Origin of the sequence: Liquorilactobacillus hordei DSM 19519, assembly GCF_019443985.1 — a bacterium.
In the GTDB taxonomy this organism is placed as follows: Bacteria; Bacillota; Bacilli; order Lactobacillales; family Lactobacillaceae; genus Liquorilactobacillus; species Liquorilactobacillus hordei.
In genome coordinates this window covers 2,167,536-2,193,320 of the sequence record NZ_CP049303.1, presented here as the reverse complement: position 1 = coordinate 2,193,320, position 25,785 = coordinate 2,167,536, and the positions used below count along the sequence as shown (strand labels likewise).

16 protein-coding genes are annotated in these 25,785 nt (G+C 34.8%); 15 read left to right on the top strand and 1 reads right to left on the bottom strand.

What is annotated here, in order from left to right:
- Window positions 1–123 precede the first annotated feature (123 nt).
- A protein-coding gene (locus G6O70_RS11810; protein WP_219934255.1) for an IS3-like element IS1163 family transposase occupies window positions 124–1,193 on the top strand; the annotation gives its coding sequence in 2 pieces (ribosomal slippage) (window positions 124–352 and window positions 352–1,193; 1,071 coding nt in all).
- Here G6O70_RS11810 and G6O70_RS11805 read toward each other — a convergent pair.
- On the bottom strand, window positions 1,190–2,824 hold the full coding sequence (locus G6O70_RS11805) for a class III lanthionine synthetase LanKC N-terminal domain-containing protein (protein ID WP_057870370.1): 1,635 nt from the start codon (window positions 2,822–2,824) through the stop codon (window positions 1,190–1,192). The genes G6O70_RS11810 and G6O70_RS11805 overlap by 4 nt on opposite strands.
- Before the next feature lie 109 nt (window positions 2,825–2,933).
- On the opposite strand from G6O70_RS11805, the gene G6O70_RS11800 reads away from it, so the two are divergent.
- The 14 genes from G6O70_RS11800 to G6O70_RS11735 all read left to right on the top strand — a co-directional run bounded on the left by G6O70_RS11800 (window position 2,934) and on the right by G6O70_RS11735 (window position 25,474).
- Entirely contained in the window at window positions 2,934–3,098 is a 165-nt protein-coding gene (locus G6O70_RS11800; RefSeq protein ID WP_157047987.1) for a hypothetical protein, read from the top strand.
- 128 nt (window positions 3,099–3,226) lie between these two features.
- Entirely contained in the window at window positions 3,227–4,825 is a 1,599-nt protein-coding gene (locus G6O70_RS11795; RefSeq protein WP_057870369.1) for an ABC transporter transmembrane domain-containing protein, read from the top strand.
- 262 nt (window positions 4,826–5,087) lie between these two features.
- Window positions 5,088–5,711: a site-specific integrase gene (locus tag G6O70_RS11790; RefSeq protein ID WP_057870368.1), complete on the top strand. Its 624-nt coding sequence runs from the start codon at window positions 5,088–5,090 to the stop codon at window positions 5,709–5,711.
- A 177-nt stretch (window positions 5,712–5,888) separates the two neighbouring features.
- Window positions 5,889–8,111: a glycoside hydrolase domain-containing protein gene (locus tag G6O70_RS11785; RefSeq protein WP_057870367.1), complete on the top strand. Its 2,223-nt coding sequence runs from the start codon at window positions 5,889–5,891 to the stop codon at window positions 8,109–8,111.
- 793 nt (window positions 8,112–8,904) lie between these two features.
- A protein-coding gene (locus G6O70_RS11780) for an IS3-like element IS1163 family transposase (protein ID WP_219934285.1) occupies window positions 8,905–9,974 on the top strand; the annotation gives its coding sequence in 2 pieces (ribosomal slippage) (window positions 8,905–9,133 and window positions 9,133–9,974; 1,071 coding nt in all).
- 837 nt (window positions 9,975–10,811) lie between these two features.
- Window positions 10,812–11,006, top strand: a complete 195-nt coding sequence (locus tag G6O70_RS11775) for a hypothetical protein (RefSeq protein WP_219934284.1) — start codon at window positions 10,812–10,814, stop codon at window positions 11,004–11,006.
- Between the two features lie 630 nt (window positions 11,007–11,636).
- Complete coding sequence (locus G6O70_RS11770; RefSeq protein WP_083481929.1) at window positions 11,637–14,672, top strand: GH32 C-terminal domain-containing protein; 3,036 nt, start codon at window positions 11,637–11,639, stop codon at window positions 14,670–14,672.
- Between the two features lie 434 nt (window positions 14,673–15,106).
- Window positions 15,107–15,946 (top strand): MerR family transcriptional regulator, encoded by an 840-nt coding sequence (locus G6O70_RS11765; protein ID WP_057869844.1) that lies wholly within the window; start codon window positions 15,107–15,109, stop codon window positions 15,944–15,946.
- Window positions 15,947–16,284: 338 nt separating this feature from the next.
- Window positions 16,285–18,123: an asparagine synthase (glutamine-hydrolyzing) gene (gene asnB, locus G6O70_RS11760; RefSeq protein ID WP_057869848.1), complete on the top strand. Its 1,839-nt coding sequence runs from the start codon at window positions 16,285–16,287 to the stop codon at window positions 18,121–18,123.
- Between the two features lie 598 nt (window positions 18,124–18,721).
- On the top strand, window positions 18,722–20,092 hold the full coding sequence (locus G6O70_RS11755; protein WP_057869843.1) for an NAD-dependent succinate-semialdehyde dehydrogenase: 1,371 nt from the start codon (window positions 18,722–18,724) through the stop codon (window positions 20,090–20,092).
- A 295-nt stretch (window positions 20,093–20,387) separates the two neighbouring features.
- On the top strand, window positions 20,388–21,020 hold the full coding sequence (locus tag G6O70_RS11750; RefSeq protein WP_057869842.1) for a superoxide dismutase: 633 nt from the start codon (window positions 20,388–20,390) through the stop codon (window positions 21,018–21,020).
- A gap of 179 nt (window positions 21,021–21,199) precedes the next feature.
- On the top strand, window positions 21,200–22,072 hold the full coding sequence (gene licT, locus G6O70_RS11745; RefSeq protein ID WP_057869841.1) for a BglG family transcription antiterminator LicT: 873 nt from the start codon (window positions 21,200–21,202) through the stop codon (window positions 22,070–22,072).
- Window positions 22,073–22,174: 102 nt separating this feature from the next.
- Window positions 22,175–23,989 (top strand): beta-glucoside-specific PTS transporter subunit IIABC, encoded by a 1,815-nt coding sequence (locus tag G6O70_RS11740; RefSeq protein WP_057869840.1) that lies wholly within the window; start codon window positions 22,175–22,177, stop codon window positions 23,987–23,989.
- A 27-nt stretch (window positions 23,990–24,016) separates the two neighbouring features.
- Window positions 24,017–25,474, top strand: coding sequence for a glycoside hydrolase family 1 protein (locus tag G6O70_RS11735; protein ID WP_057869839.1), 1,458 nt, complete (start codon window positions 24,017–24,019; stop codon window positions 25,472–25,474).
- The last annotated feature ends 311 nt before the right edge of the window (window positions 25,475–25,785 follow it).

The window sequence follows — 25,785 nt, the reverse complement described above, 5'->3', positions numbered from 1 at the left end:
ACTAATATATTTGATTACTTGTTCTAAACGTTGCTTAAAACGATCTGCTCCTATCCTAGTATTTGGTACATAAATTTCTGAACAGTTATGCCATAATTAATAAAACAAGATAGGAGCATTCCAATGAAACGATATCAAGATGATTTTAAAGCCAGCATTGTGAAGATGCATCGTGAAGAGAAAAGATCTATTCGCTCGCTTTCCGAGGAATACGGTGTTTCTCCAGCCGCAATTCATAACTGGGTTAAAGGCGCTAAATCAGTTGAGCTAGAAGACGGTACTGAAGTAACGTCCAAAGAATTCAAACAACTTCAAAAGGAAAATCAGCGATTAAAGGAGGAACTTGAAATTTTAAAAGCTGCGGCGGTGTTACTGGGAAAGCATTAGGACGAATTAATTGCCTTGTCTTCATAGAAGATCAGTTATTGCGACACCGCTTATCAATTATTCTTTCGGCACTGAAATTACCGCGTAGCACCTATTACCATTGGAAAAGATATCAACCTAGTCAACACGAACGTGTTGATAATCAGCTCAAAGAAAAAATTAAATTGATTTGGGAAAATAATTATCGTGCCTATGGTTATCCACGAATAACGATGGTGCTTCGCAAGTCAGGCATCCGTGTTGGGTCAAAACGAATTTTACGATTAATGAGGGAAATGGAGATTCACTCTTTAATGAATCGGCGATTTAAAAAACCTGGCACTCATGTGGATCATTCACAACGCCCCAATTTAATCAAGCACCAGCCCAATGCAAGGATATGGCGTGCTGACATTACTTATTTGGAATTACGTCCAGGAACCTGGGTTTATCTCAGTTCTATTTACGAACCAAAGGTTCATCAAGTTCTTGCTTTCAAGATTGGTCGTCAGATGGAGGCGCCGTTAGTTGTAGAAACGATTAATCAGGCGCTTGAATGTCATCAAAAGCCACAATATTTTCACTCTGACATGGGTTCACAGTACACCAGCAACGAAGTTGAAACTTTACTTGAACGGCATCAGATTAGCCACTCATACTCAAAACAAGGTTATCCTTATGATAATGGGCCAATTGAAGCTTTTCACTCATTGTTGAAGAGAGAGTTTGCCTTTCAAACAACTTTTTCCAATTTTGAGGACTTGGTAATCCGAACCTCAAATTACATCAGTTGGTTTAATTCCGACAGAATTAGAACGAGTGTTTAGAAAAAGATGTGCCATTTATTGACATAGGAGCAATCATATATAGTAAAGTCATTCGTTTTTTGCATATAAAATTTAGCTGTTTTTAGTATTCCTATTGAATTAAAAACATCGTTACGATCTGTTATGATTAATGATGTTAATTTAAAATATAGGTAACGATGTGCTAGATTTTTTTTCTTTTTTGCTAATAACTTATCGTCAATGGTTAATTGCAATTTAGTAGGAAATTTATGGAATTCATCAATGGATGGTAACTGCTTTTTTTGCATAATTTTAACGGCTAAAAGTGCGAGGTTTAAGTAGTTACCTTTACAGCTAGATAAAGCAATATTATTTAGTTTTTGGAAGTAATCGGACAAAGAGTAATTATGTGTAGCTTCATTAAATCCTGTATTGAAGGATGTTGTGATAAAAAAAATAATACTGCCAAATGCAAAATAATCGTCCTCTTTTGAGGTACGTCGATTGTTTACATGTTTCCAATCAATAAGTGACTTACCAACAGTGAAACCAGATATGGGTAGTTTCTCATTCTCGATACTAGCTATCTCGAAATCAATTAAATAGACATTTAAATTTTTATCTACTAAAATATTTTGTTCAGATAGGTCCCTGATAATAATACCATGGTTGTGAATTTTTTTTATTTCATTCTGTAAATTAATAATTATCTTTGTAATATTAGTATAATTATTAGCAACATAATTTTTTTGCTTAAAAAAAGCAACCAAGGGCATTCCATCAATTTTTTCTTCAATAAGAAATGCCTCTCTTTCATTTTGATTAAATGCAATAATTTTAGGAACATTGCAGTCTTTTAATAATTTAAGAATATGTAGTTCATTTTTCAATCTATATATGCTATCTCTTTTCAATTCATCTTGTACAGAAAATCTACTTGCTTGTTTTAAAATTACCAACTTATTGTTGTATTTAAGTTGGTAAACAGAACTTTTGGTGCGCCTTGTAATAACAGTAGGTTCGTGAAGATCATAATCAGAAAGTAGATTTTCCTTTTCTTTTTGTAGCTTAAGTTTATCAATGGAGTTGGATAAAAAGAAAGGTAACTGAACCCAATTAGGTTTAAAATATCCAATTCTACGAATATCTTCAACTAAGTGATCTTCATAGTCAATTAGATACTGGTGTGGGTTACTAGTTTTGTCATATTTTATTACAGGAGTTATTCCGCCATAGCGAAGAAAAATACATGTTTTTTCAAATTGTAAGTCGGTTATAATATTTGGAAAACCATCATGAGAGAATTCATCACAGGCACTAGCTAAGACATAAATAATACTTTCTAGGTCACTGGCTTTTTTATCTCCTACATAAATAGTAATAACTTTTCCGTTTTCTAGATAACCTGCGCCTCCAAAAAGTATAACCTTAGCAGCATATTCAGTAACAGGTATTTTGAAAGACAATTTGTGTTCAAGTAAGATTGGTACGACTATCTGAATTATATTGGACAAATTCTTAAGAGTTGATGATATATGTATCTTCCATCCCTGATTATCAAGGTGTTTGTTCCGATGTTTGAAATATAGCCATGATGAGTTGTGAGTAATTTTGTAATGTTTAAGTTCTAAACTGTTCATTGCAATTATATGAGAAGATAAAAATTTCATGATTTCCTCCTTAAAATTCAAGTTTATTTAAATTAAAATTTGATTGACTTTATATTAGAATAGAACTAAGATTAACGCAACCGTTAATCTAAATAAGGAGGTGAAGTTCATGCCAAAAAATGTTGGAGTATTACAAGTTAAACAAATTGAGCAAATATCTAAACCAAAAGTGTCAATGAGTCTTCTCTCATCTTTAGCTGAACCAGAAGGTCTGAATAAGCAATTTCGTATTATTGATGGTGATGTTTGTCTTATTACCGTCATTCATAAATAAGCTACTTATAAATTTAACTGCAGAGTATCATATACAACAAATAAGATTTGACGGTTATTAAGAGGCTGGTCAACGAAGGACGGCCTTTTAATTTGTAGCAAAATAAGAGTGATAAGGGAATGAAGCCCATGGATAAAATAGTTCATTATTTCAAGCAAAATAAAATGCGAACTATCATGTTGCTAATAATTATGATTGTGGCAACTACCTTAGACACACTGGGGAGCGTTTTTCTGACCAATTTAACAGATAGTATTGCCCATGAGTCTAAGCGTTTATTTGTTATATGGTTTATGATAATTGTATTAGTGTCAATTGGTCGTGTAATTTTTGGTAATTTGACAAATTATGTGCAAGAAACTTTAGTAGAAAAGCTGAGTATTGATCTACGTGGGGATATTGTTCAGAAAATAGTGCAATTAAGTTATGGAGATTTCCATAATAAATGGTCAGTTGGTGACTATACTTCTTGGTTAACTAATGATATTCAGCAAATTAAGAAAAATGGTTTTTTTGCTTTTTGTGATGTTTGTTTTTATGTTTTGGAGTTGGTGATACCAACATTTACCCTATGCTTTTACAATTGGTCTTTGGCAGTAACTGCACTATTACTATCATTGGTTTTGCTCTTTTTGCCAAAAATGGTAGGAAATATGTTGGATAGTGTAGCTAAAGATGTTACATCGAGCAACAGCGTATTCACAACGGCTGTTACAAGCATACTTGGCGGGTTCGATACACTTATTTTTTTTGGAAAGAGAAGTGTAATGAAGTCCAAAATAAATGAGGAATCACAAAATATTTATTTAGCACAAAGCAAATATAGCTATCATAATATGTGGGTCAATAATATAGTTGGAGCCATTAGTGTCCTCAGTCAAATTAGTATTATCGGTTTAACAGGATTATTAGCTGTTAATAAAAATTTGTCTGTTGGGTCAGTGATGTCGACAGGTTCACTCGCAGCAGTCATTTTTATGGCAATGCAAAATATTACAAGTAATATTGTTGTTATAAAATCTACTAAACCTGTTTTTGATAAGTTTGTGTTATTGTCAGCTAATAAAAATGTTGAAAATAAACAATATCTTAATAATTCTCAGTTAAAGGTGCCCAGCCTGTACGTGAAGGATGTGGCACTGCCCGATTCTACTGGAAGTGGGTATTGGTTAAAACCAGTCAGCTTCAAAGTTGTTTCAGGGACAAAGGTGTTACTAGCAGGGCCAAGTGGAGTGGGAAAGAGTACATTGTTAAGAATAATAGCGGGTGTTACAACCGACTATGAGGGAACAATTGACTGGAATTCTGATAGTAATAGCTACATGCCATTGTATTTACCACAAAAGCCGTACATATTTAGCGACACTATCAAGTTCAATTTAACGCTAGGAGCAATGTATCCACAAGAGATCATAGAAGGAGCATTAAGAGAAGTTAATTTATTGGATAAAATAGCTGCATTACCACAGCAAATGGATACTATGATTACAGCTGATGGAGCAGATTTTTCGGGCGGAGAACGGCAACGTTTGGCATTAGCTAGGGCGTTAATTACTCAACCGCGTGTTTTATTACTTGATGAAAGTACATCGAGTTTGGATGAGAAACTGGCAAATAAAATAATGTTTAAGCTAATGTCTATTAAGGATCTTACTATGATTGTTGTAGAACATAAAATAAATCTAGAAAGAGAGCAGCAATTCGACCAAATCATACAACTTAGTTGAATCTTAAAATACTAGCCATAAGTCAGCATAGTTGATTATTTCTTTGATGTTATGTGGAAAGCTAATAACATAATAATTCTAATTTTGCACACATATTATAAGGCTTAAATTACTACATTGTAGGCATTTGAACTCTCGTACAGAGCAAATGCTTTTTTTTAAAATAAATTTTATTTTCTTGGTTCACTCAGGATGGGTGATATATCAAAAAATCTCGATGGAGGACATCGTAGTCCCTAAAGGAAATAAAGTAGCTAGATCCATGGATTCTAAAGTTATGTCAGCAGATAATTTCAGTAAAGTGAAGAATTTTTTATTGAAGTACACTAAAGAAAATATTAGCAGAAATTATATGGTGATGTTAATAATTGTGTTTACTGGAATGCAAGTAGGAGAAGCATTAGCATTAACCATAGATTCCTTTGACTTCAAAGAGAATACAGTCACAATAAAGCAGGCATGGAAATGTCTCGAAAAAAAAGTAGGCGAAACAAAGACTGTTAATGCACATAGAACAATTCCTGTGCCACCAGATGTATTGGAACGAATAAAAAAATTCTGTGGAAGTACCAAAGCTGCTAGTTCGATTAGCCCAGATAAAGATAGACTTATTTTTGAGGACGCATTTTCAAATGTACCTAGTCCATCCACAATTAACTCAGCTTTTAAAACGCTTCAGAAGCGGTTAGATATTGAAGGAAATTTTTCAATTCATATGATTCGGCATACAATCGCGTCGTTATTGATTGAGAAGCAGGCGGATATTGTGCAAGTTTCTAGGTTATTAGGACATTCAAGTCCTAAAGTAACAGCCACCTATTACTTAGGATTGGTGCCAGACAGGGATTTTAAGAAACGTAAACGATTAATGAACTTACTAGAGTAATTAGCAGAAGATTAAGAAGTATATTATTATCAAAAAAAGGACCTAATCATGGAGCACTCATTCATGGATTTGGCCCTTTTTTAATAAAATTTTTGCAAAAAGCACGAACGTATGTTTGATTGCGTGAAAATCCGGGTTTAAGATAATGTCAATCTTACAAGAAAGGAAGTTTTAAAGATGGATCAAATGGTATTAGAAACACAACAATGGTTAAACAAAACGTATGGAGGAGTCAGTGGTTTTGGTAGTGTAACAGAAGATGGACTTACTGGCTGGGGAACAGTTTATGGGTTAACAAGGGCGTTACAACATGAACTTGGAATCACAGGTTTGGTCAATAATTTTGGACCAACAAGTAAACAAAAATTCAATAATATCACTAAAACAATTGTAGTTGGTTATACAGGCAATATTGCGTATATTATTCAAGGAGGATTTTGGTGTAAGGGAATCACACCAGGAGAATTTGATGGTAAGTTCTCAGCTGATACGGCTTCTGCAGTGACTACAATGAAAACAAAGGCAGGACTTGCAGATACAAGTAGCTCAGTAGATGGTAATTTTATGGCAGCTTTGTTAAATATGAGTTCTTTTGATTTACTAACGGGCGGCGATGCCAAAGTTCGCGAAATGCAACAACAATTGAATCATGATTATTTAGCGTATACAGGAATCTTGCCATGTGATGGAATTTACCAGCGAGATACTAATTCAGCTTTGATTTATGCGTTGCAGGCAGAAGAAAAGATAAGTACAAGTGTTGCGACAGGTGCTTATGGTGCAACCACTAAAAAAGATACACCAACTGTCAAAGAAGGAACAACAAATAATTTTGTTAGAATCTTGCAATGGGGATTGTATGTAAATAATAAAGCATATACGGGTGCATTTGATGGAGTCTATGATGCTGCAGTTGTTGCAGCGGTCAAGGAATTTGAAGAAACAATGGCATTAGATTCTACAGATGGAACCAGTGCAGGTGTAGATATCTTTATGAGTTTATTGACTTCAGCGGGTAATCCAGATCGTTCCGCAATCGCTTGTGATACCTCATATCAATTAAATGCAACGAGAATTGCGACTTTAAAAAATGCAGGTTACAGCATTGTTGGTCGTTATTTAACAGGAACTGTAGGTTCCGGTACGAGTGAGCGAGCAAAAAATTTAACAACAGATGAAATTACTGCCATTACAACCGGGGGATTAAAGATTTTTCCAATCTATCAAGATGGGGCTTCAGACAAAGAAGCGTACTTTACGGCAGCACAAGGTAAAACTGATGGGACAAAAGCAGTATATGCTGCACAAGATTTAGGATTTAAAGAAGGAGTAGTCATCTACTTTGCAGTTGATGCGGATATTCAAGCTGGAGATATTGCAGGATCAGCAAAGGTTTATTTTGAAGCTCTGTATGATATTGTAACTTCGTATGGCTATGAGGTTGGGATTTATGGAACTAGAAATGTTTCCGCAACTATTATTTCAGCAGGATTGGCAACCAAGGCCTTTATTTCGGATATGTCGACAGGATATTCCGGAAATCTTGGATATTCAATACCAGATGAATGGGCATTTGATCAATTCTCAGAGATCTCCATCGGAGACTTTGCGATTGATAAGGACGCGACAACAAGTGCGAGAGAAACTGCAACAGGTAGTTTTGGTGTCGGAGGAGAAAGCGGTTATGGAAATGCAGAAGATTTAGCAAAGATTAATACAATTATTGACGCTTTAAGTCAGCAGAAAGATTTTTCATATTTAAGTGGTTTAAAGATTGAGAAAACAAGTAAAGAATACGAAATTCCGGGTTTTGCTGTTGACTTTTACGTACAGGTTAAATTTGAAGCATCAGTTTCAGAGCCAGGTGATAATGTTGGTGTAGTTTATAATGTGTCAAATGGTAAGTTTGAGTCGGATTTTACGGATACCATAGCCGGAGTTGTGGCATTAAGTGATGAGATAAATAAAGAGGATATCAATTCAGCACTGACTGAATTGTCCTCTTTAATCAATAACGGTCAAATTTGGGTAGAGCCGGTTACTAAGGGCAGCGATGCAGGAATAGCTTTGCATATTAAATCAACTTTTGACCATACACTCGACAGTGGTGAAACTATTGAACTAGAGTATGAAATAATTATTGATGAGATATTCCATAAGATTGAAGTTGTGCCGACAGGAATGGACGACACTACAATAACTGATTACAATGGAATAATTACAACTGGTGTTGAAATTGTTGCTGGTGTAGCAGTAGCTACAGCAGTTACAGCACTTGCTATAGTAGGGCTTCAAGCTCTGATTGTAGCTGGTGTAGGAACGGGAACAGCTGCTGGAGCAGCAGAAGCTGCAGGCGGACTTGCAGCTCTAATAGCGGTGATCAAAAATGAGAAAAATTAAAAAAAGAAACCAACAATGATAATGCGAGATTCATAAAAATTGAAACAAGCAAGACAGAAAATGTAATTTTTTTATTAGTGGTAAAATTTTTTGGTCGTATTGGATAGTCAGATTAACAATATTAGGATTTCTAAGAAGCACTGGATTTTTATTTTTTATCTGTGAATGTAAATTAATATTTTTTCTTTTTAAAACAATGTAGGACAATAACCAAAATATTCCCCACAACAGAAATAGTACAAAGAGTAGCGGCCTAATTTGGGTGTAAAATACAGAATAAAAAAGGGCTATAATAACGGAGAAAAAAAGAGTAGAAGGTTGAAAGAAAATGTCCTGAAAAAAAATAAAAGAAACGGGTAGCTATTAATGGCAGAGAGAGCTTTGATTTCATCAATAGAAATTAAGTTATCTTTTTTATAATTTTTAATTAAAGATGCATATTGAATTTTAGGCTTATTGATTTTTTTTAAAGTTTTAGATGCCCTTCTTGAAAATATCAGTGTCACAAGAAGACACAACGCAGCAAAAAGCAATAAGGAAAAATTAATTTCAATGTAGGAATGCAAAGAAATCCCTCCAATATTATTTTTGTCAATTATACCAAAAATAATATACTGTATCTATTGTGTAATAATTTCGTAAACGAATACAAAGTGATTATACAAAGAAAAATTATTACTTTCCTGCTTTCTTCTAGTGATTCATGAAGTTTGAATGCTCCTATCCTAGTATTTGGTACATAAATTTCTGAACAGTTGTACCATAATTAATAAAACAAGATAGGAGCATTCCAATGAAACGATATCAAGATGATTTTAAAGCCAGCATTGTGAAGATGCATCGTGAAGAGAAAAGATCTATTCGCTCGCTTTCCGAGGAATACGGTGTTTCTCCAGCCGCAATTCATAACTGGGTTAAAGGCGCTAAATCAGTTGAGCTAGAAGACGGTACTGAAGTAACGTCCAAAGAATTCAAACAACTTCAAAAGGAAAATCAGCGATTAAAGGAGGAACTTGAAATTTTAAAAGCTGCGGCGGTGTTACTGGGAAAGCATTAGGACGAATTAATTGCCTTGTCTTCATAGAAGATCAGTTATTGCGACACCGCTTATCAATTATTCTTTCGGCACTGAAATTACCGCGCAGCACCTATTACCATTGGAAAAGATATCAACCTAGTCAACACGAACGTGTTGATAATCAGCTCAAAGAAAAAATTAAATTGATTTGGGAAAATAATTATCGTGCCTATGGTTATCCACGAATAACGATGGTGCTTCGCAAGTCAGGCATCTGTGTTGGGTCAAAACGAATTTTACGATTAATGAGGGAAATGGAGATTCACTCTTTAATGAATCGGCGATTTAAAAAACCTGGCACTCATGTGGATCATTCACAACGCCCCAATTTAATCAAGCACCAGCCCAATGCAAGGATATGGCGTGCTGACATTACTTATTTGGAATTACGTCCAGGAACCTGGGTTTATCTCAGTTCTATTTACGAACCAAAGGTTCATCAAGTTCTTGCTTTCAAGATTGGTCGTCAGATGGAGGCGCCGTTAGTTGTAGAAACGATTAATCAGGCGCTTGAATGTCATCAAAAGCCACAATATTTTCACTCTGACATGGGTTCACAGTACACCAGCAACGAAGTTGAAACTTTACTTGAACGGCATCAGATTAGCCACTCATACTCAAAACAAGGTTATCCTTATGATAATGGGCCAATTGAAGCTTTTCACTCATTGTTGAAGAGAGAGTTTGCCTTTCAAACAACTTTTTCCAATTTTGAGGACTTGGTAATCCGAACCTCAAATTACATCAGTTGGTTTAATTCCGACAGAATTAGAACGAGTGTTTAGAAAAAGATGTGCCATTTATTGACATAGGAGCAATCGTTTAGAGATAAGATTACCGATATTAAAAACAATAAAAAAACAATCTTTAAACTTATATTATCACTGATATTTTGTCTACTCTTTTTTTATAGCTCAAAAAAAATTATAGCTTTTTTGTGGATAGCATTGATGGTAATAATGGAGAGTTTATTCTTAGATGACGTATTGAAAAATAAAATAGTAAGATTAAATAATGATAACTATACAAAAAAACTAGTTAATATTCGTCATACTTGGTATATTGGTACAATTGTAATAGTAATTGGTTGTATGATTCCCATAATAGTGAATGCTGTTATAATTTTGTTCATTTGATATTTATTCTTCTCCATGATACTTACTTTAATGTTGTTCAACATTAAAGTAAGTATTTTTTTAAACTATGTAATAATGGCTGCAGTTCAATAAAAAGAGGATCTTCAGCGGGGCATCAGGGGAGTGTGACACAAGTGTACTGCCTTAAAAAAGTTGGACATGGAAAATGGGCGAATCTATACTGTTAATCTTGGAAAAGATAACAAAAATAATTTTATAATTAGTCTAAAAAATAATGAGACTGATATTTAGAACTTTAAAATTATTTTCAAAAGTGTACAACAAATCATAGCTATATTTAGGAATTCGAAGGACTATAATGTTAAAAGTCTTTTTTTCTTATTGATAGTAATTGCGATGTTTTGTGCCCAAGAAGGAGATATAACTGTTGCTGCAAGTAGTAGATAAGATCATTTTTGCATAGATATAGGGTTAACAGTAATATAAATAATAATTAGTAATGCAGAAAGGAATACATGAATGATAATGTACATTTTATTGGGTCTAGGAGCACTTTCAATTTTTACAGGAAGGTTAATGGCTCATATGGGGTTACAAAATGAAAAAATAGAATATCTGAATAAATTTGGACGCGAAAAAACGAAGAAAGAATATCAGAAGATAGAATTTAGAATGTGTAAAGAAAGTAACTTTTTATGTTTGCTAGTGAATCAAGTGTGATATCAGCGGCAGTTCTGTTCTTTTTACTAACAATTAGCAAATGTATAGGCTTGTTCAGGTATAATTTGGGTTAAAAAAAATCTGAATTTGTTCCGATAAATCCGACTGTGCAGCAGTTAAATTATGGCAATTTTATTATTGCATTAGGATTTTTATTTATAGCACTTTCTTTAATAATTTCTTATATCGGTTAACTTAAAGTTTGAAAGATAACATTTAAAATTAAATACGAAATAATAGGTTTAATCTAGAGTATTTTATCATGATAATCCGAGTAACAATTGTATAAAGATCCATCTGCATGAATTGTTGTCGAATAGAATCAATTTGCTATATTTATTATTTCACCTAACTTCATAATCATTTCGTCATGGGAGATAATGAGCACAATTTTGTTTCGCTCTCGTAGATTTCGTAACTCCAAGCAAATAACAAGAATAAACTATGACTGTTATATTTTATCTCTTAAAGAAATCATGAATTGTTGTGTCATTTCAAACTTACCTTTTAAGCACAAGTTCTTTTTTTTAAGCACAAAAAAGGATAGTTTTACTTATAGAAAGCGTTTACACAAAAATACAATGATGATATAGTGAAATCGTTATTAAGAAGGGGGACTAACGATTTCTAATGAATAGAAAGTCGAATGAAAAAGAGCATTATAAAATGTATAAGCAGGGTAAAAATTGGGTCTTCTCAATTGTTTTTATTAGTGGTGGACTACTTCTCTCTAATTATCAGGTTAGTGTCGTTAAAGGAGATACGGTATCTGCAACTGCATTAAGTAAAAGTAGCCAAGCAAGTTCTGATGATACGAGCAATATAGCCTCAACAAGTAGTAGCACAACGGCGACAAGTGATACAAGCAATGCAGCCTCAACAAGCAGTAGCACAACGGCAACAAGTGATACAAGCGATGCAGCCTCAACAAGTAGTAGCAAAGCAGCAACAAGTGATACAAGCAATGCAGTTTCAACAAGCAGTAGCGCAACAGCAACAAGTGATACAAGCGATGCAGCCTCAACAAGTAGTAGCACAACAGCGACAAGTGATACAAGCAATGCAGTTTCAACAAGCAGTAGCACAACGGCAACAAGTGATACCAGTGATGCAACGACAGTAAGTAATAGTATAGCAACAACAAGTAGTAGTTCAGTGACTAATGATGTTGTTGCAAATGAACAGTATGATGAGGAATACAGAAATCAATTTCATTATTCACCATCTGAGAATTGGATGAATGATCCAAATGGGTTATTTTATGATAGTACCACGGGTCTATACAACTTGTATTATCAATATAATCCTGATGGCAATGAGTGGGGAAATATGTCTTGGGGTCACGCAGTAAGTAAAGACATGATTAATTGGACACAAGAAGATGTTGCAATACCAGTTCTAACTAACCAATCATGGGAGGACTTTACGTATACTAATACCACAGGAAACTTGGCCCAATATGGAGAAGTTCGTTATGTTGGTACTCCGACAACTAATTGGGGAGATGCTAATGGAGAAAAAGATATTTTTAGTGGAAGTATTGTTGTTGATACAGAAAATGTAAGCGGTTTAGGAAAAGGAGCGATATTAGCTTTTTACACTGCAGATTATCAGATTGCTACGAGGGTAAATGATGGCCAAGATGGTGGCTGGGGAACTTGGATTGGTTTAACAGAAATCCAAGAACAGCATCTTGCGTATAGCTTAGATGGCGGCAAGACATTTATTCAATATTCTTCAGATGGGAATTCAGCTAATCCTCAAGCGATAATCCCAATTACAGCATCTAAAGGTGGAGACTCGGCCAATTTTAGAGATCCTAATGTTGTATATGATGCTCAAAATAAACAATATTTAATTACAGTAGTATCAGGTCAAGAGGCATTGGTCTATAAGTCTAAAAACTTATTAAATTGGGAATATGCATCTACTATTCAAAGACAAAACGATGTTGGAGATGGCGTTTGGGAGTGTCCTGCATTAATCCCAATGACTGTTGCGGGTACAAATGAGATCAAATGGATTTTTAGCGTCAGTGTTCAGCAAGGAGCGCATGCAACTGGCTCAGGAATGCAGTATTATGTTGGAACTGTTGATGCTAATGGTAATTGGACTCCAGAAAGTTCAACTACTATGGCAAACCCAATGACATTTGATTCTGGTGAAGATTTTTATGCTGGAATAACCTTCGCAAATATGAGTAATAATCGCACTGTTATGCTTGGTTGGGAATCAAATTGGACTTATACAGGGGAAGCTAAAACTACACCTTGGTATGGAAATATGACACTTCCAAGAGAATTAACTTTGGTAAAGGATTCAAACTCAACTGACGGATATTTGTTAAAAAATAATGTTGTATCTGAAATAAAAAATAATGAAAATGCTAATGTTATCAGTAGTGATGATGCTTCGGCTACTCTTAATAATGAAGAAAAGAAATTGTCAAGTGAGAATACAACTTATAAAGTAAGTGCGACATTTTCTTGGAATACAGAAAATCTACCTAAAACGGTTGGTTTTAAATTAAGAATATCTGATGACGGAAAATATTATATGACAGTCGGTTATGATTTAACAACCCATCTTTTCTTTGTTCAACGGTTAAATACAGGCGAGGTGAATATGGGAGATTCACGAGACAAGATGAATGCTTACGTTGACACAAGCAATGGCACCATCACATTAACAGTTTATGTTGATGAAACAAGTATTGAGGCATTTGCAAATGATGGAGAAAAATCAATTACGCAAAACTTCTTTATGCGTCCAGAAAATATTGGTAATCAAAGTACAACTGGCATCGCACTATTTTCAGAAGGTGGAAGCGTCAATGTAGAGAATCTGTCTTTGAATCCTATTGAAAGTATTTGGAATAATGGCGCAAGAGTCGATGTTAAGTATGTTGATGCTAATGGGAATAATCTGTTGGACTCAAAACAATACACAGGGAAAATAGGAGATAACTATGATATTACTCCACCTGCAATAGATGGTTATTACTTAGCAAAAACTGAAACAGAAAATAAAAATGATAACAATGTATATACTGCACAAGATCAAAGTATTGTTTATGTATATGCAAAAGTCCAAACTGCATTAGACGTAAAAGACAGTACGATAACAGCGGGATCAAAAACAGGTTGGAGTGCGGCAGATAACTTTGTCAGTGCGACAGATGCTAAAGGTAATCAGATAAATCTAAAAGATATAACAGTTAGTGGTAGTGTAGATACAACAAAAGCCGGGAGTTACAAGGTAACATACAGTTATACAGACAGTCAGGGCAACACAATTTCAAAAACGATAACTGTAACTGTAATTGCAGAAAATTCTCAAAAGCCTGATGGTAATGAGGGCAATTCGGGTTCCAATAATAGTAATTTAGATAACAATAGTGGTGTAAACAATGCTGCAAATAAATTTGATAATTTGAGTTTTGATAATAAAAAAGTTGAGGGCACAAAAATAGTCAACAATAAGTTTAAGGCAATTCAAAGTTCTAAGATAAAGGGACTGCGTTCGGATACTACAAGAAACAAATCTCAAAATGAGCTCCCACAGACGGGCGAAAAAAATGAAAGTATAGTGACGATTTGGGGTCTGCTGTTGACTATTCTAGGTAGTATTGGAGCGATGGTTGGTATAAAAAAGAGTAGGAATTAATTAGAAGAATTACTTTGATTTGGTCTTTACAATAAATTATTAAATCACCTGCAATATGTCATCAAAAAAGGCTTCAAAAGAAGTTTGAGAATTCAATGTTTTTCATGGATGTTAGTCTAACTGTCCTAGACAGTCACTAACATCCTTTTTAATAGCAATAGCAAGTGGTCAATCAAAACACCTCGGCTGTCTTTTTTATTTAGTATGTCAGCAAAAATATTTTTATAAAGTTAATGCTTTAGTAATTTTTAGTTATAATAAGATAACTCTACCAATCATATGAGCAAGAGAACGATTTTGTTAATAAAAAGTTTTAAAACGTTCTTATTGACCTTATAGTTACTCTATAGTTTAAAATAAAACTATCAATTGATAGCTTAGAGTAACTTTCGAAAGTACAATATTTCAATATACTAAAACGGGGAGGACGAAACTTGAGGATTGATGAGTTTTCCAAAATTAGTGGGGTATCAGTGTACACACTGCGATTCTATGATAAATTGAATATTCTTAAACCAAACAGTGTTAATCAAAATAATAAGTATCGAGACTATGAGCCAAAGCAATTATCGCGAGTAGCTGAAATAAACTCTCTAAAAGAATTAGGAGTTCCATTGAAAGATATGAGTGACTTTTTTTCTGTTCCATCAAATGATGCTAAGATGATTAGAGTTATTGCCGATCGTCAGATTCCAGAGTTGCAAACAAAAATTAAACATACTGAAGATCAAATCAAACATATTCAAGCTAGTCTCTTCCTGTATAATAATGGAGGATTCGATATGGTGAACGGGATTACAGTAAAAACAACACGTGCTTTTTTGGCTGCTACACTGAGAGATCAATACGACAAAGGTACAAAGAAATATGATGAATTTTCAACGAATTTATGGGATAAGCTAGAAAATGAAATTAAAAAAAATGGGGGCTTATTGTCGACACCATGTCTCACATTGTACTATTCTGGATTATATTTGAATCAAGATAACAAAATAGTGGATCAAGAAATTGTTGAACCTTTAACGCATGGACTGGTAGTCGATGAAAAATCGAATGTAGTGATTAGAGAAATTCCATCTGAAGAGGTTGCATCTATTATTCACACAGGAGGATTCAACGATATTGGTGTTACTGGTAATAAATTAATTGCTTGGGTGAAAGAAAATGGTTATGAGGTTTCAAGACCAATCCGAGAGATCTACCATATTGATCAAAAAAATACAGGTGATCTGAGTACGATAGAGTTGCAATTACCTCTGAAAGGTAACCAATAAGGACCAGCAATTTAGAACAAAATATGACCTAGTAAGCAGAGAAAAGTTTTAATAAAAAGTGATAATAAATAATAAAGGACGTGGTTTTCCTCAAAAACCATGTCTTTTTTTGTGTCTCGGATACTTCATTCAATATTGTAATTTTTTGTTACGTTAGAGCACTTGAGTTCTTAATATTAAAAGAATCAGAGGACGTATTTTTATCAGGAAACAGTGGATATTTACAAAAATTAATAAAGTAATAAGTTTTTGTTCAGAAATTAAATTAAATGGAATTTTTTTGGGGAAAAAATTATAATTTAGTAGATTGGGGAATTGATCAAAAAAAGGGGTGTACTATGTGTGGTTTTGTTGGACTATTGACAAATAGTATAGGGAAAAACGAGATAAAGTATAAAAAGATTAATGATATGAATAATATGATTATTCATAGGGGACCAGATGACGAAGGATATTTTCAAGACAAGAATATCACTATGGGTTTTAGGCGTTTAAGTATAATCGACCTAAAAAACGGACATCAGCCAATGGAGTATGATAATGAACGATATTGGTTGACTTTTAATGGAGAAATATATAATTACATTGAATTGCGCAAGCAACTAGAGCAAGAAGGCTATACTTTCAAAACTAATACAGACTCAGAAATTATTTTAGCCATGTATGCTAAATATTCTGAAAAATGTGTTTCTTTTTTCCGAGGTATGTTTGCTTTTGTTATTTGGGATAGTGTTGCCAAGAAATTATTTGCAGCACGGGATCATTTTGGAATTAAACCTTTTTATTATTCAATTAATGAGGGAGATTTCTATTATGCTTCTGAAAATAAGGCAATTTATAAGATATTACAGAAAAAAGACTTGAATGAGGATGCATTACAGGATTATATGACATATCAGTATGTTCCTGAGAATGAAACGATGTATGAAAATGTTGAATCCTTGCAACCAGGATGCTCACTTAGCGTTGAACCAGGTAAAGAGGTTAAAGTTGAACGATATTTCTATGCAGAATTTGAACCAATTAAATTATCTGAGAAAGAGTATGAAAAACAAATACGTGATTGTTTAGTTGAGTCTGTTGAAAAGCATATGAGTGCGGATGTTCCTGTTGGGGCGTTCTTATCAGGTGGAATTGACTCTGCAATTATTGTTTCTTTAGCAAAACAATTCAATTCTCAGTTAGAGACATTCTCGGTTGGCTTTGGGCAAGAAGGTTATAGTGAACTAGATGTTGCAGAAATGACGGCAGCACAATTAGGTGTAAAAAACACGAGTTATGTCATTGATCCAGTGGAATTTATGCAAGAATTTCCGCATTTTGTGTGGAGTATGGATGATCCCTTAGCAGATCCAGCGGCTATTCCGCAGTATTTTGTTGCACGTGAAGCAAGAAAAAAGGTAAAAGTTGCTTTAACGGGTGAAGGAGCCGATGAATTCTTTGGTGGATACAAAATGTACCATGAGCCACTTTCATTGAAATTTTTTGAACACACTAAAAGAATTAATAAAATGTTAAACCAAATAGCACATCTAATTCCAGAAGGTGTGAAAGGGCGTAACTTTGTTTTACGAGGAACGACTCCGCTAGAGGAACGTTATGTCGGAAATGCATTTATTTTTAATGAAAAACAGAAAAATAAATTCTTTAAAAACTATAATTGTAATCATCCATTTCAACTTTTCACTAAACCATTGTACCAAGATGCATGCAAGAACGATGCGGTTAGTAAAATGCAGTTTATTGATGTGCATTCGTGGCTTAGTGGCGATTTGTTGCATAATGCGGATCGAACAACGATGGCGCATAGCTTAGAATTGCGGACACCTTTTGTAGATAAAGATGTTTTTGAAGTTGCTAGACATATTCCATCAGAGTATAAGATTTCTCATGGAACAACTAAATATATTTTGAGAAAAGCTGTTAAAGGATTAGTACCTGATCATGTGTTGGAACGAAGCAAATTAGGTTTTCCAGTTCCAATTAGAGTTTGGTTGCGAGCTGAAATGTATGAATGGGCACGGGATATTATTAAAAAATCACAGACAGATAAGTACTTTGATAAAGATTACTTTTTGAATTTATTGGAGGAACATCGCAGAAAAAGAAAAGATAATTCAAGAAAGCTTTGGACTATTCTGACTTTTATGGTGTGGTACCAAGTATATGGTGAGTAAAGAAATATCTGTGATTCAAATAGATTTTTGAATGGAATTCCTAATTACAGTACGTTATGCACTGCAACTAATAGGTGGAATGAATTGTAAAGCATAAAAATAGTAGAAATCATAAATTATAACAAAGAAACTATAACTTTTTTATGTAGCATAAGTTGAACAAAATACTCAAAGACTTCAAGTTGATTCAAGGATGAGGCAAGTCTAGAATACTTTTTGAATTTAAAACACTATCAATTTTACCAATCTGAATCAGACTTTACAGATACCATAGCAGAAAGTCGTGATATTAAGTACTGAGATAGAGAAGATCCTTGTCAACAAGTACTAGTGAATCTAGACGTTGGAGAGTGTGATATAAGAGGAGTGCCGAACAAAGCTTGGACATGTGAATCAAGTTTTTGGAGGTGCTTTTTTTACACATAGATATAGATAACTACAACTTCAAGCTGAAAGTGATTGAGGAATATGTAATTTTTGTGGGAATTGTATTAGTTAATGTACTCTAAAATAATTAATATAGGTGATTGATTTTATTAGCAATTGTTTACTATAATGATGGTGTGTTATCTCTAAAGGAGAAAGGGGAAGATTTTTAATGTCATATCGTGTAGTTAGCCCATATAATGGGAAAATACTCAAAGAATTTTCTGTAGCAACAGATGAAGAAGTTGAACAAACTTTAACAAATGCAAATAATTTTTATCAACAAGCTAAGGAACAGTCGATTGAACAACGAGCAGAGCAATTATCTGCCTTAGCCGATGAATTTACGAAAAGAACTGATTACTATGCTAACTTTTTAACCACTAACATGGGTAAATTGATTAGTGAAGCCCGGGGAGAAGTCAAGAAAACAGTTGCCTTTGCTCGCTATTACGTTGATAAGGGCGCAGCAGCTTTGGAAGATCAAGATTATACTGCCATGGCTGGCGGTCGCAAAGCTCATCTTGAATTTAGTTCAATTGGTGCGGTCGTCGCTGTTGAACCTTGGAATTTTCCATATACTCAGGTTATGCGTGTTTTTGCACCTAACTTCATTCTTGGAAATCCAGTGATTCTTAAGCATGCCAGCATTGTTCCAGAATGTGCCCAGGCATTTGATGAGGCTTGCCAAGCTGCAGGTCTACCAACAGGGGCATTTAAAAATTTATTTGTTACTTATGATCAAGTCAATCAGATGATTAGTGATCCACGTGTCCAAGGTGTAGCGTTGACTGGTTCAGAAAAGGCAGGCGAGTTGATAGCAGCTGAAGCCGGTCATAATCTTAAAAAATCAACAATGGAACTTGGCGGCACAGATGTCTGCATTGTTTTAAATGATGCTGATTTGAAAAAAGCTGTGGCTGGTGCTGTCAGTGGTCGTTTACGTAACGCTGGACAAGCTTGCACGTCTTCTAAACGTTACTTGGTTCAAAGTGGGATTTATGATGAGTTTTTAGCAGCTATCAAGAAGGAATTTGCTAAGTATCAACAAGGTGATCCTTTGGATGAAAAAACAACATTAGCTCCACTATCCTCCAAAAATGCTCAACAGCAATTACAAAAGCAAATCAAGGCTGTCTTAGATGGCGGTGCTAAAGTTTTGTGGGGTGACCCAACGCCAGTTGAAGGACCAGGTGCATTCTTTAATCCTTTGATTATTAGTGGAATGACGTATGATAATCCGATGTATGATCACGAATTATTTGGGCCAGTTGCTCAGCTTTACAGGGTTGATGATGAAAAGCAAATTGTTGAATTGGCAAATCATTCAAATTATGGTCTTGGTGGTGCAATTTATTCTGAAGATTTAAATAAGGCGCGTAAATTAGCTTCAAAAATCGAAACTGGACAAATTGCGGTTAATCAACCATTATCTTCATTACCAGAATTGCCGTTTGGCGGTATTAAAAAATCTGGTTATGGTCGTGAATTAAGTGACCTAGGAATTAGAGAATTTGCAAATATCAAAACCGTTTTGGGATAATGACTTTGATAAAATCAAAATTTAACTTTTGAAGTGCTTTATAATAGTTAGACCTCAAAAAGTCTAATTATTATGGGGCACTTTTTTTAAAAGTATAATGTAGGTAAAAAGAGGATGCTATCTTTTGTATGATTTAACTAGGGAAATCAAGTTTACGTAATTATTTTTTGAGGATTTGAATTAAATTTGTAAGTTACAACATCTGAAAACACAAGCATTTTCTTCGCTTTTTAGGTATTTATGAACTAAAATTAGATTAGTAGAAAGCCCTTACAAACGAAAGGAGATCAATCATATGGTATATAAACTTCCAGATTTGCCGTACGATTACAGTGCATTAGAACCTTATATTGAGGAGCAGACAATGCGTTTGCACCATGATATGCATCATCAAACGTATGTTAATAATTTGAATGCAGCTTTGAAAGATCATCCGGGATTATCTGAACTTCCAGTAGAAGAACTGGTGGGCCAATTGGACAAAATACCAGAAAATATTAGAAAAGCTGTACGTAACAGTGGTGGTGGACATGCTAATCATTCACTTTTTTGGAAGCTTCTTTCACCACATTTTGATACTAATCCAGAAGGAAATTTGCGAGAAGCAATTGATAGTGAGTTCGGTAGTTTTGAAAAGTTCAAGCAACAATTTACGGAAGCTGCTATGAAGGTTTTTAGTTCAGGTTGGGCGTGGCTTGTGAAAGACAATGCTGGTCAATTGAAAATCATGACAACAGCCGATCAAGATTCTCCGCTTTCAGTTGGGTTGACACCAGTCTTAGGTATCGATGTTTGGGAACATGCATATTATTTAAAGTACCAGAACCTTAGACCAAAATATGTGGAAGCATTCTGGCACATTGTGAACTGGGAAGAGGCTGGGAAGCGATTTGATAGTGAATTGGTAGGCGTGGGTTCAGAAACTTAAATAAAGCACTTGCAAAAAAATTTGAAAAGTAGTAATATCTTAATTGTCGAAGGATTGTTACCGCTCTCATAAGCGGGCAAAACCTGTCACAGATTGAACGTGTAGGCTAGTAATAGTTTATACTAAGGTTTGTGTACAGGTTTTTTTACATCATTATTTAGGAAATCTGGGGAGAATCTATGAAGGTCAAACAGGTTTTTAATAACAATGTTCTTTTAGCAAATAACGGAGATCAGGAGGTGGTATTGGTCGGTCGTGGAATAGGATTTCAACAAAGGCCGGGGATGACTGTTGAAAAAGATAAGGTTAGTCAGGTGTTTGCACCAACCGATGACAAGTGGTTTACTTTGTTTCATGATCTGACTCAAAATATTTCGGCAGAATATCTTGAGATATCTGCGCGAATAATTCAGCAGGCGGGTGAAATACTCCATGCGAAATTCAATGATTATTTATTAATATCGCTGACTGATCATCTTGATTTTGCAGTTACTAGATATAAGCAAGGCATTCAGATTCATAACGAGATTTTATGGGAAATAAAGAACTATTACCCAAATGAGTATCAAGCTGCTAGTGCGGCTCTTGAAATTGTTAACCAACAAATCGGAATAAAGCTCCCAGAAGATGAAGTAGGTTTCATTGCAATGAAACTGCTTGAGAGCAGCGTTGATCATCCCCAAAGTGGTGATACAGTAAAAATGACAAAACTAATAGGGGATATTGTTCAAATTGTTCAGTATCAATTACAGATTAAGCTTGATCCCAACACAATGAGCTATCGCCGCTTTTTAGTTCATCTTAGATTTTTAGCTGAACGTATTTTACAAAAGAAGATTAATGATTCTGGAAGCGATGATGATTTTTTATTTCAACATCTAGTTAAAAAGTACCCAACATCGTTTGAATGTACAAAAAAAGTAACAGCTTTTATTAGCGGTCAACTGCAGATTAAGCTTTCAATAAACGAACAAATTTATCTAACAATACATGTACAGCGTATTCTAGATGACATTAATAAAAAAATGAATAAAAGGGATTGTAACTATTAAATTAGGCAAAACCCAAGTCAATATGAGATCCAGACACTTTTAGTCTGAGTTTGATATTGACTTGGGTTTTTGTTTTAAAAATAACTTTAGGAGTGAAGTAATATGGACTATGAAAAACTAGCATCAGATATTGTAAAAGATATTGGAGGTAAAGACAATATCAATACTGCATGGCATTGTGCAACACGACTTAGATTTAAGCTGAAAGATGAATCAAAGGCGGATACTCAAAAGATTGAGGATTTAGATGGTGTAATCACAGTGGTTCAATCTGCGGGACAATATCAAATTGTTGTCGGGAATGCTGTAGCAAATGTTTTTAATGCTTTAGCAAAACAAACAGGTCTAGAAAATGAAGATCAGAGTACTCAACCACAAGAGAAGGAAAAAAATCTTGTTAATCGTTTCATAGCATTTATTTCAGGAACTTTCACCCCATTTCTAGGGGCCTTGGCAGGAGCCGGAATTTTAAAGGGGCTACTTGCACTATTTGTGGCACTTAATTGGATGAGTACAACAAGCGGAACTTATGAAATCTTATATGCTGCGGGTGATGCATTATTTAACTTTTTGCCAATCTTCCTTGCGTTCACAGCTTCTAAGCGATTAAATGTCAATCAATTTGTAGCAGTTGCTCTTGCATCTGCATTAGTGTATCCGACACTTGTTGCTACTGCAACTAAAGCACAAACTATTCATTTTATTGGCATCCCGGTTGTTCCAACCACATATACATCATCAGTTATTCCGATTCTTTTAGCCGTTTGGGTTCTGTCATTTATCGAACCTGTACTGAATAAGCTTTTTCCTGAAGCAATCAGGAATATCTTTACACCGTTATTTTCATTGGTAATCATGGTTCCACTAACAATGATTGTCGTTGGACCACTTGGATCATCTGTTGGGAATATATTATCAACAATGGTCTCATCAGTTTATAATTTTGCACCAGCACTAGCAGGGGCAATTATGGGAGCCTTCTGGCAAGTATTTGTTATTTTTGGAGTACATTGGACTTTTGTACCAGTAATGATGAACAATCTTAGTAAAATGGGTTACGATCCATTGCTACCAATTTTATGTGCTGCCGTTATTTCCCAGGCAGGTGCAGCATTAGGAATTTTCTTGAAAACAAAGAATAAAAAGCAAAAAGCATTAGCAGGTTCGGGAGTCATTACAGGTATCTTTGGAATCACTGAGCCAATTATTTACGGTTTGACTTTGAAGCTAAAAAGACCATTTATCTGTGCAGTTATTGCTGGTGGTATCGGTGGAGCAATTATTGGTGGTTTTCAAGTTAGAGCTAGTTCTTTCACACTTCCTAGTTTACTAGCAATCCCAACATATGTTGGGAAAGGATTTGTTGGTTCCTTGATTGGAATTGCAGTGGCATTTGTTTTGGGTACAGTACTAACATATTTATTTGGAATGAGTAAAGAAGATACACAGGGAAATAGTCAGAATCTAGATACATTAGCTGCACCAGTGAAAGGAACGATTATCCCACTAACAAGCGTTAAAGATGAAGTTTTTGCGTCAGAGGCCATGGGAAAGGGAATTGCAATTGTTCCAACAAATGATAGAGTTGCTTCACCTGTTAGTGGAACAATTAGTGCAGTTTATCCAACTGGACATGCGATTGGAATCATTTCAGATCAAGGTGCAGAAATATTGATTCATATTGGAATAGACACAGTAAAATTAAATGGAAAATATTTTGAAACAAAAGTTAAGCAAGGGCAGCATGTTAATCAAGGAGAAGAACTGATTACGTTTGATGCTGAACAGATCAAAGCAAATGGATATGATAACACAGTTATGATGATTGTCACGAATACTAAACAGTATGAGGTGGAGGTAACTAAAGATACAGAAGCAGATCAAAATATGCTTCTATCATTACAACTGATAAAATAGGATTTTTCGACAAAAGGAGATAGTTATATGTATAAATCAAGTTTTCCAAAAGAATTTCCAAAAGAGTTTCTATGGGGTGGTGCGACTGCTGCCAATCAAATTGAAGGAGCTTGGAATGTTGATGGCAAAGGCTTGACCACTGCAGAAGTTGTAAGAAAAGCAGACGATCGTAAGAAAATGTCAATGAATGTAGTTGATGCTAAATCAATAAAAGAAGCGACTAATGATCTGACAACGGTTAACTATCCAAAGCGTCGCGGAGTTGATTTCTATCACCATTATAAAGAAGATATCAAACTTTTTGCGGAAATGGGTTTCAAAGTGTTTCGTTTTTCGATTGCGTGGGCACGCATTTTCCCACAGGGGGATGAACAACAGGCAAATGAAAAGGGATTAGCATTTTATGACCGTGTTTTGGATGAACTGGAAAAATATAATATTGAACCACTAATTACACTTTCTCATTATGAGATGCCACTTGCGCTTACGCAAAAACAAAATGGTTGGCTGGATCGTAGAACGATTGCTGATTTTACCCATTATACTGAAGTCGTTTTTAAACATTATCGTGGGCGTGTTCGGTATTGGTTGAGTTTTAATGAGATTAACACGGGAACTTGGGGTTTTCATGAAACAGGTGTCGTTGATAGTCATTTAAAGAAACAAGAACAGGAAAATGTCCGCTATCAAGCACTTCATCATCAACTGGTTGCTAGTGCAATTGCCACTAAACAACTGCATGAAATTGATCCAGAGGCAAAGATGGGATGTATGCTAGCAAGAATGCAAACATATTCAGCAACATGTAAGCCAGAAGATGTTCGTGCAGCACAGTTGGAAGATCAGAAAAATTTATTTTTTACTGATGTACAGGCACGCGGTGAGTACCCAGAATTCATGAACAGATATTTTTCTGAAAATGGAATTCAGATAAAAATGGCTGCTCATGACCAGCAAGTTCTGGCGGAATCGCCAGTTGATTTTGTGAGTTTCAGTTATTATATGACAACTGTTACCAGTGCTATAGCCGAAGAAGAAGTCAATGGTAATATGTCAACGGGTGGTCGTAATAAGTATCTTGAAGAATCTGACTGGGGCTGGCAGATTGATCCTGTTGGTTTGCGAATTACTTTGAATGAGATGTGGGATCGTTATCGAAAACCATTATTTATTGTTGAAAACGGTCTTGGTGCTTTAGACAAACTCGAAAGCGGTAAAATTCATGATGATTATCGAATTAATTATCTGAGAAAACACATCGAACAAATGAAGCAGGCTATCAAAGACGGTGTTCAACTTATGGGCTATACGATGTGGGGGCCAATTGACCTCATTAGTTTTTCAACTTCAGAAATGTCCAAACGTTATGGATTTATCTACGTTGACCAGGATGATGAAGGCAATGGGTCATTGAAGCGGATAAAAAAAGATTCTTTTTATTGGTATAAGAAAGTTATTCTTTCGAATGGCGAAGACTTAGCGTAAAAATTAAGGCTATGGTTACCCTTGAAGGGACCATGGCTTTTTTATTGGAATAGCCCTTGCTATGGTAAAGTGTTTCACGTTGGTAATAAATTGAAAAGAGCTAAATAATATGTGGTGTATTTCAATCAAGAAAAGTTAAACTTTGGTAATGTGGAGTAATCATTTCTAATAATTTAAAAAGCAGTGGAGCTCATTAGTGCTGATTGTTTTTTGGCTAATCTCACTAAAGGCATAAACGTTACAGTACTTCTAATTATAATTCCTAATTTTTTAGCCGAAACTTTTTGTGCTTGCTATGTCTTTGCTAGATT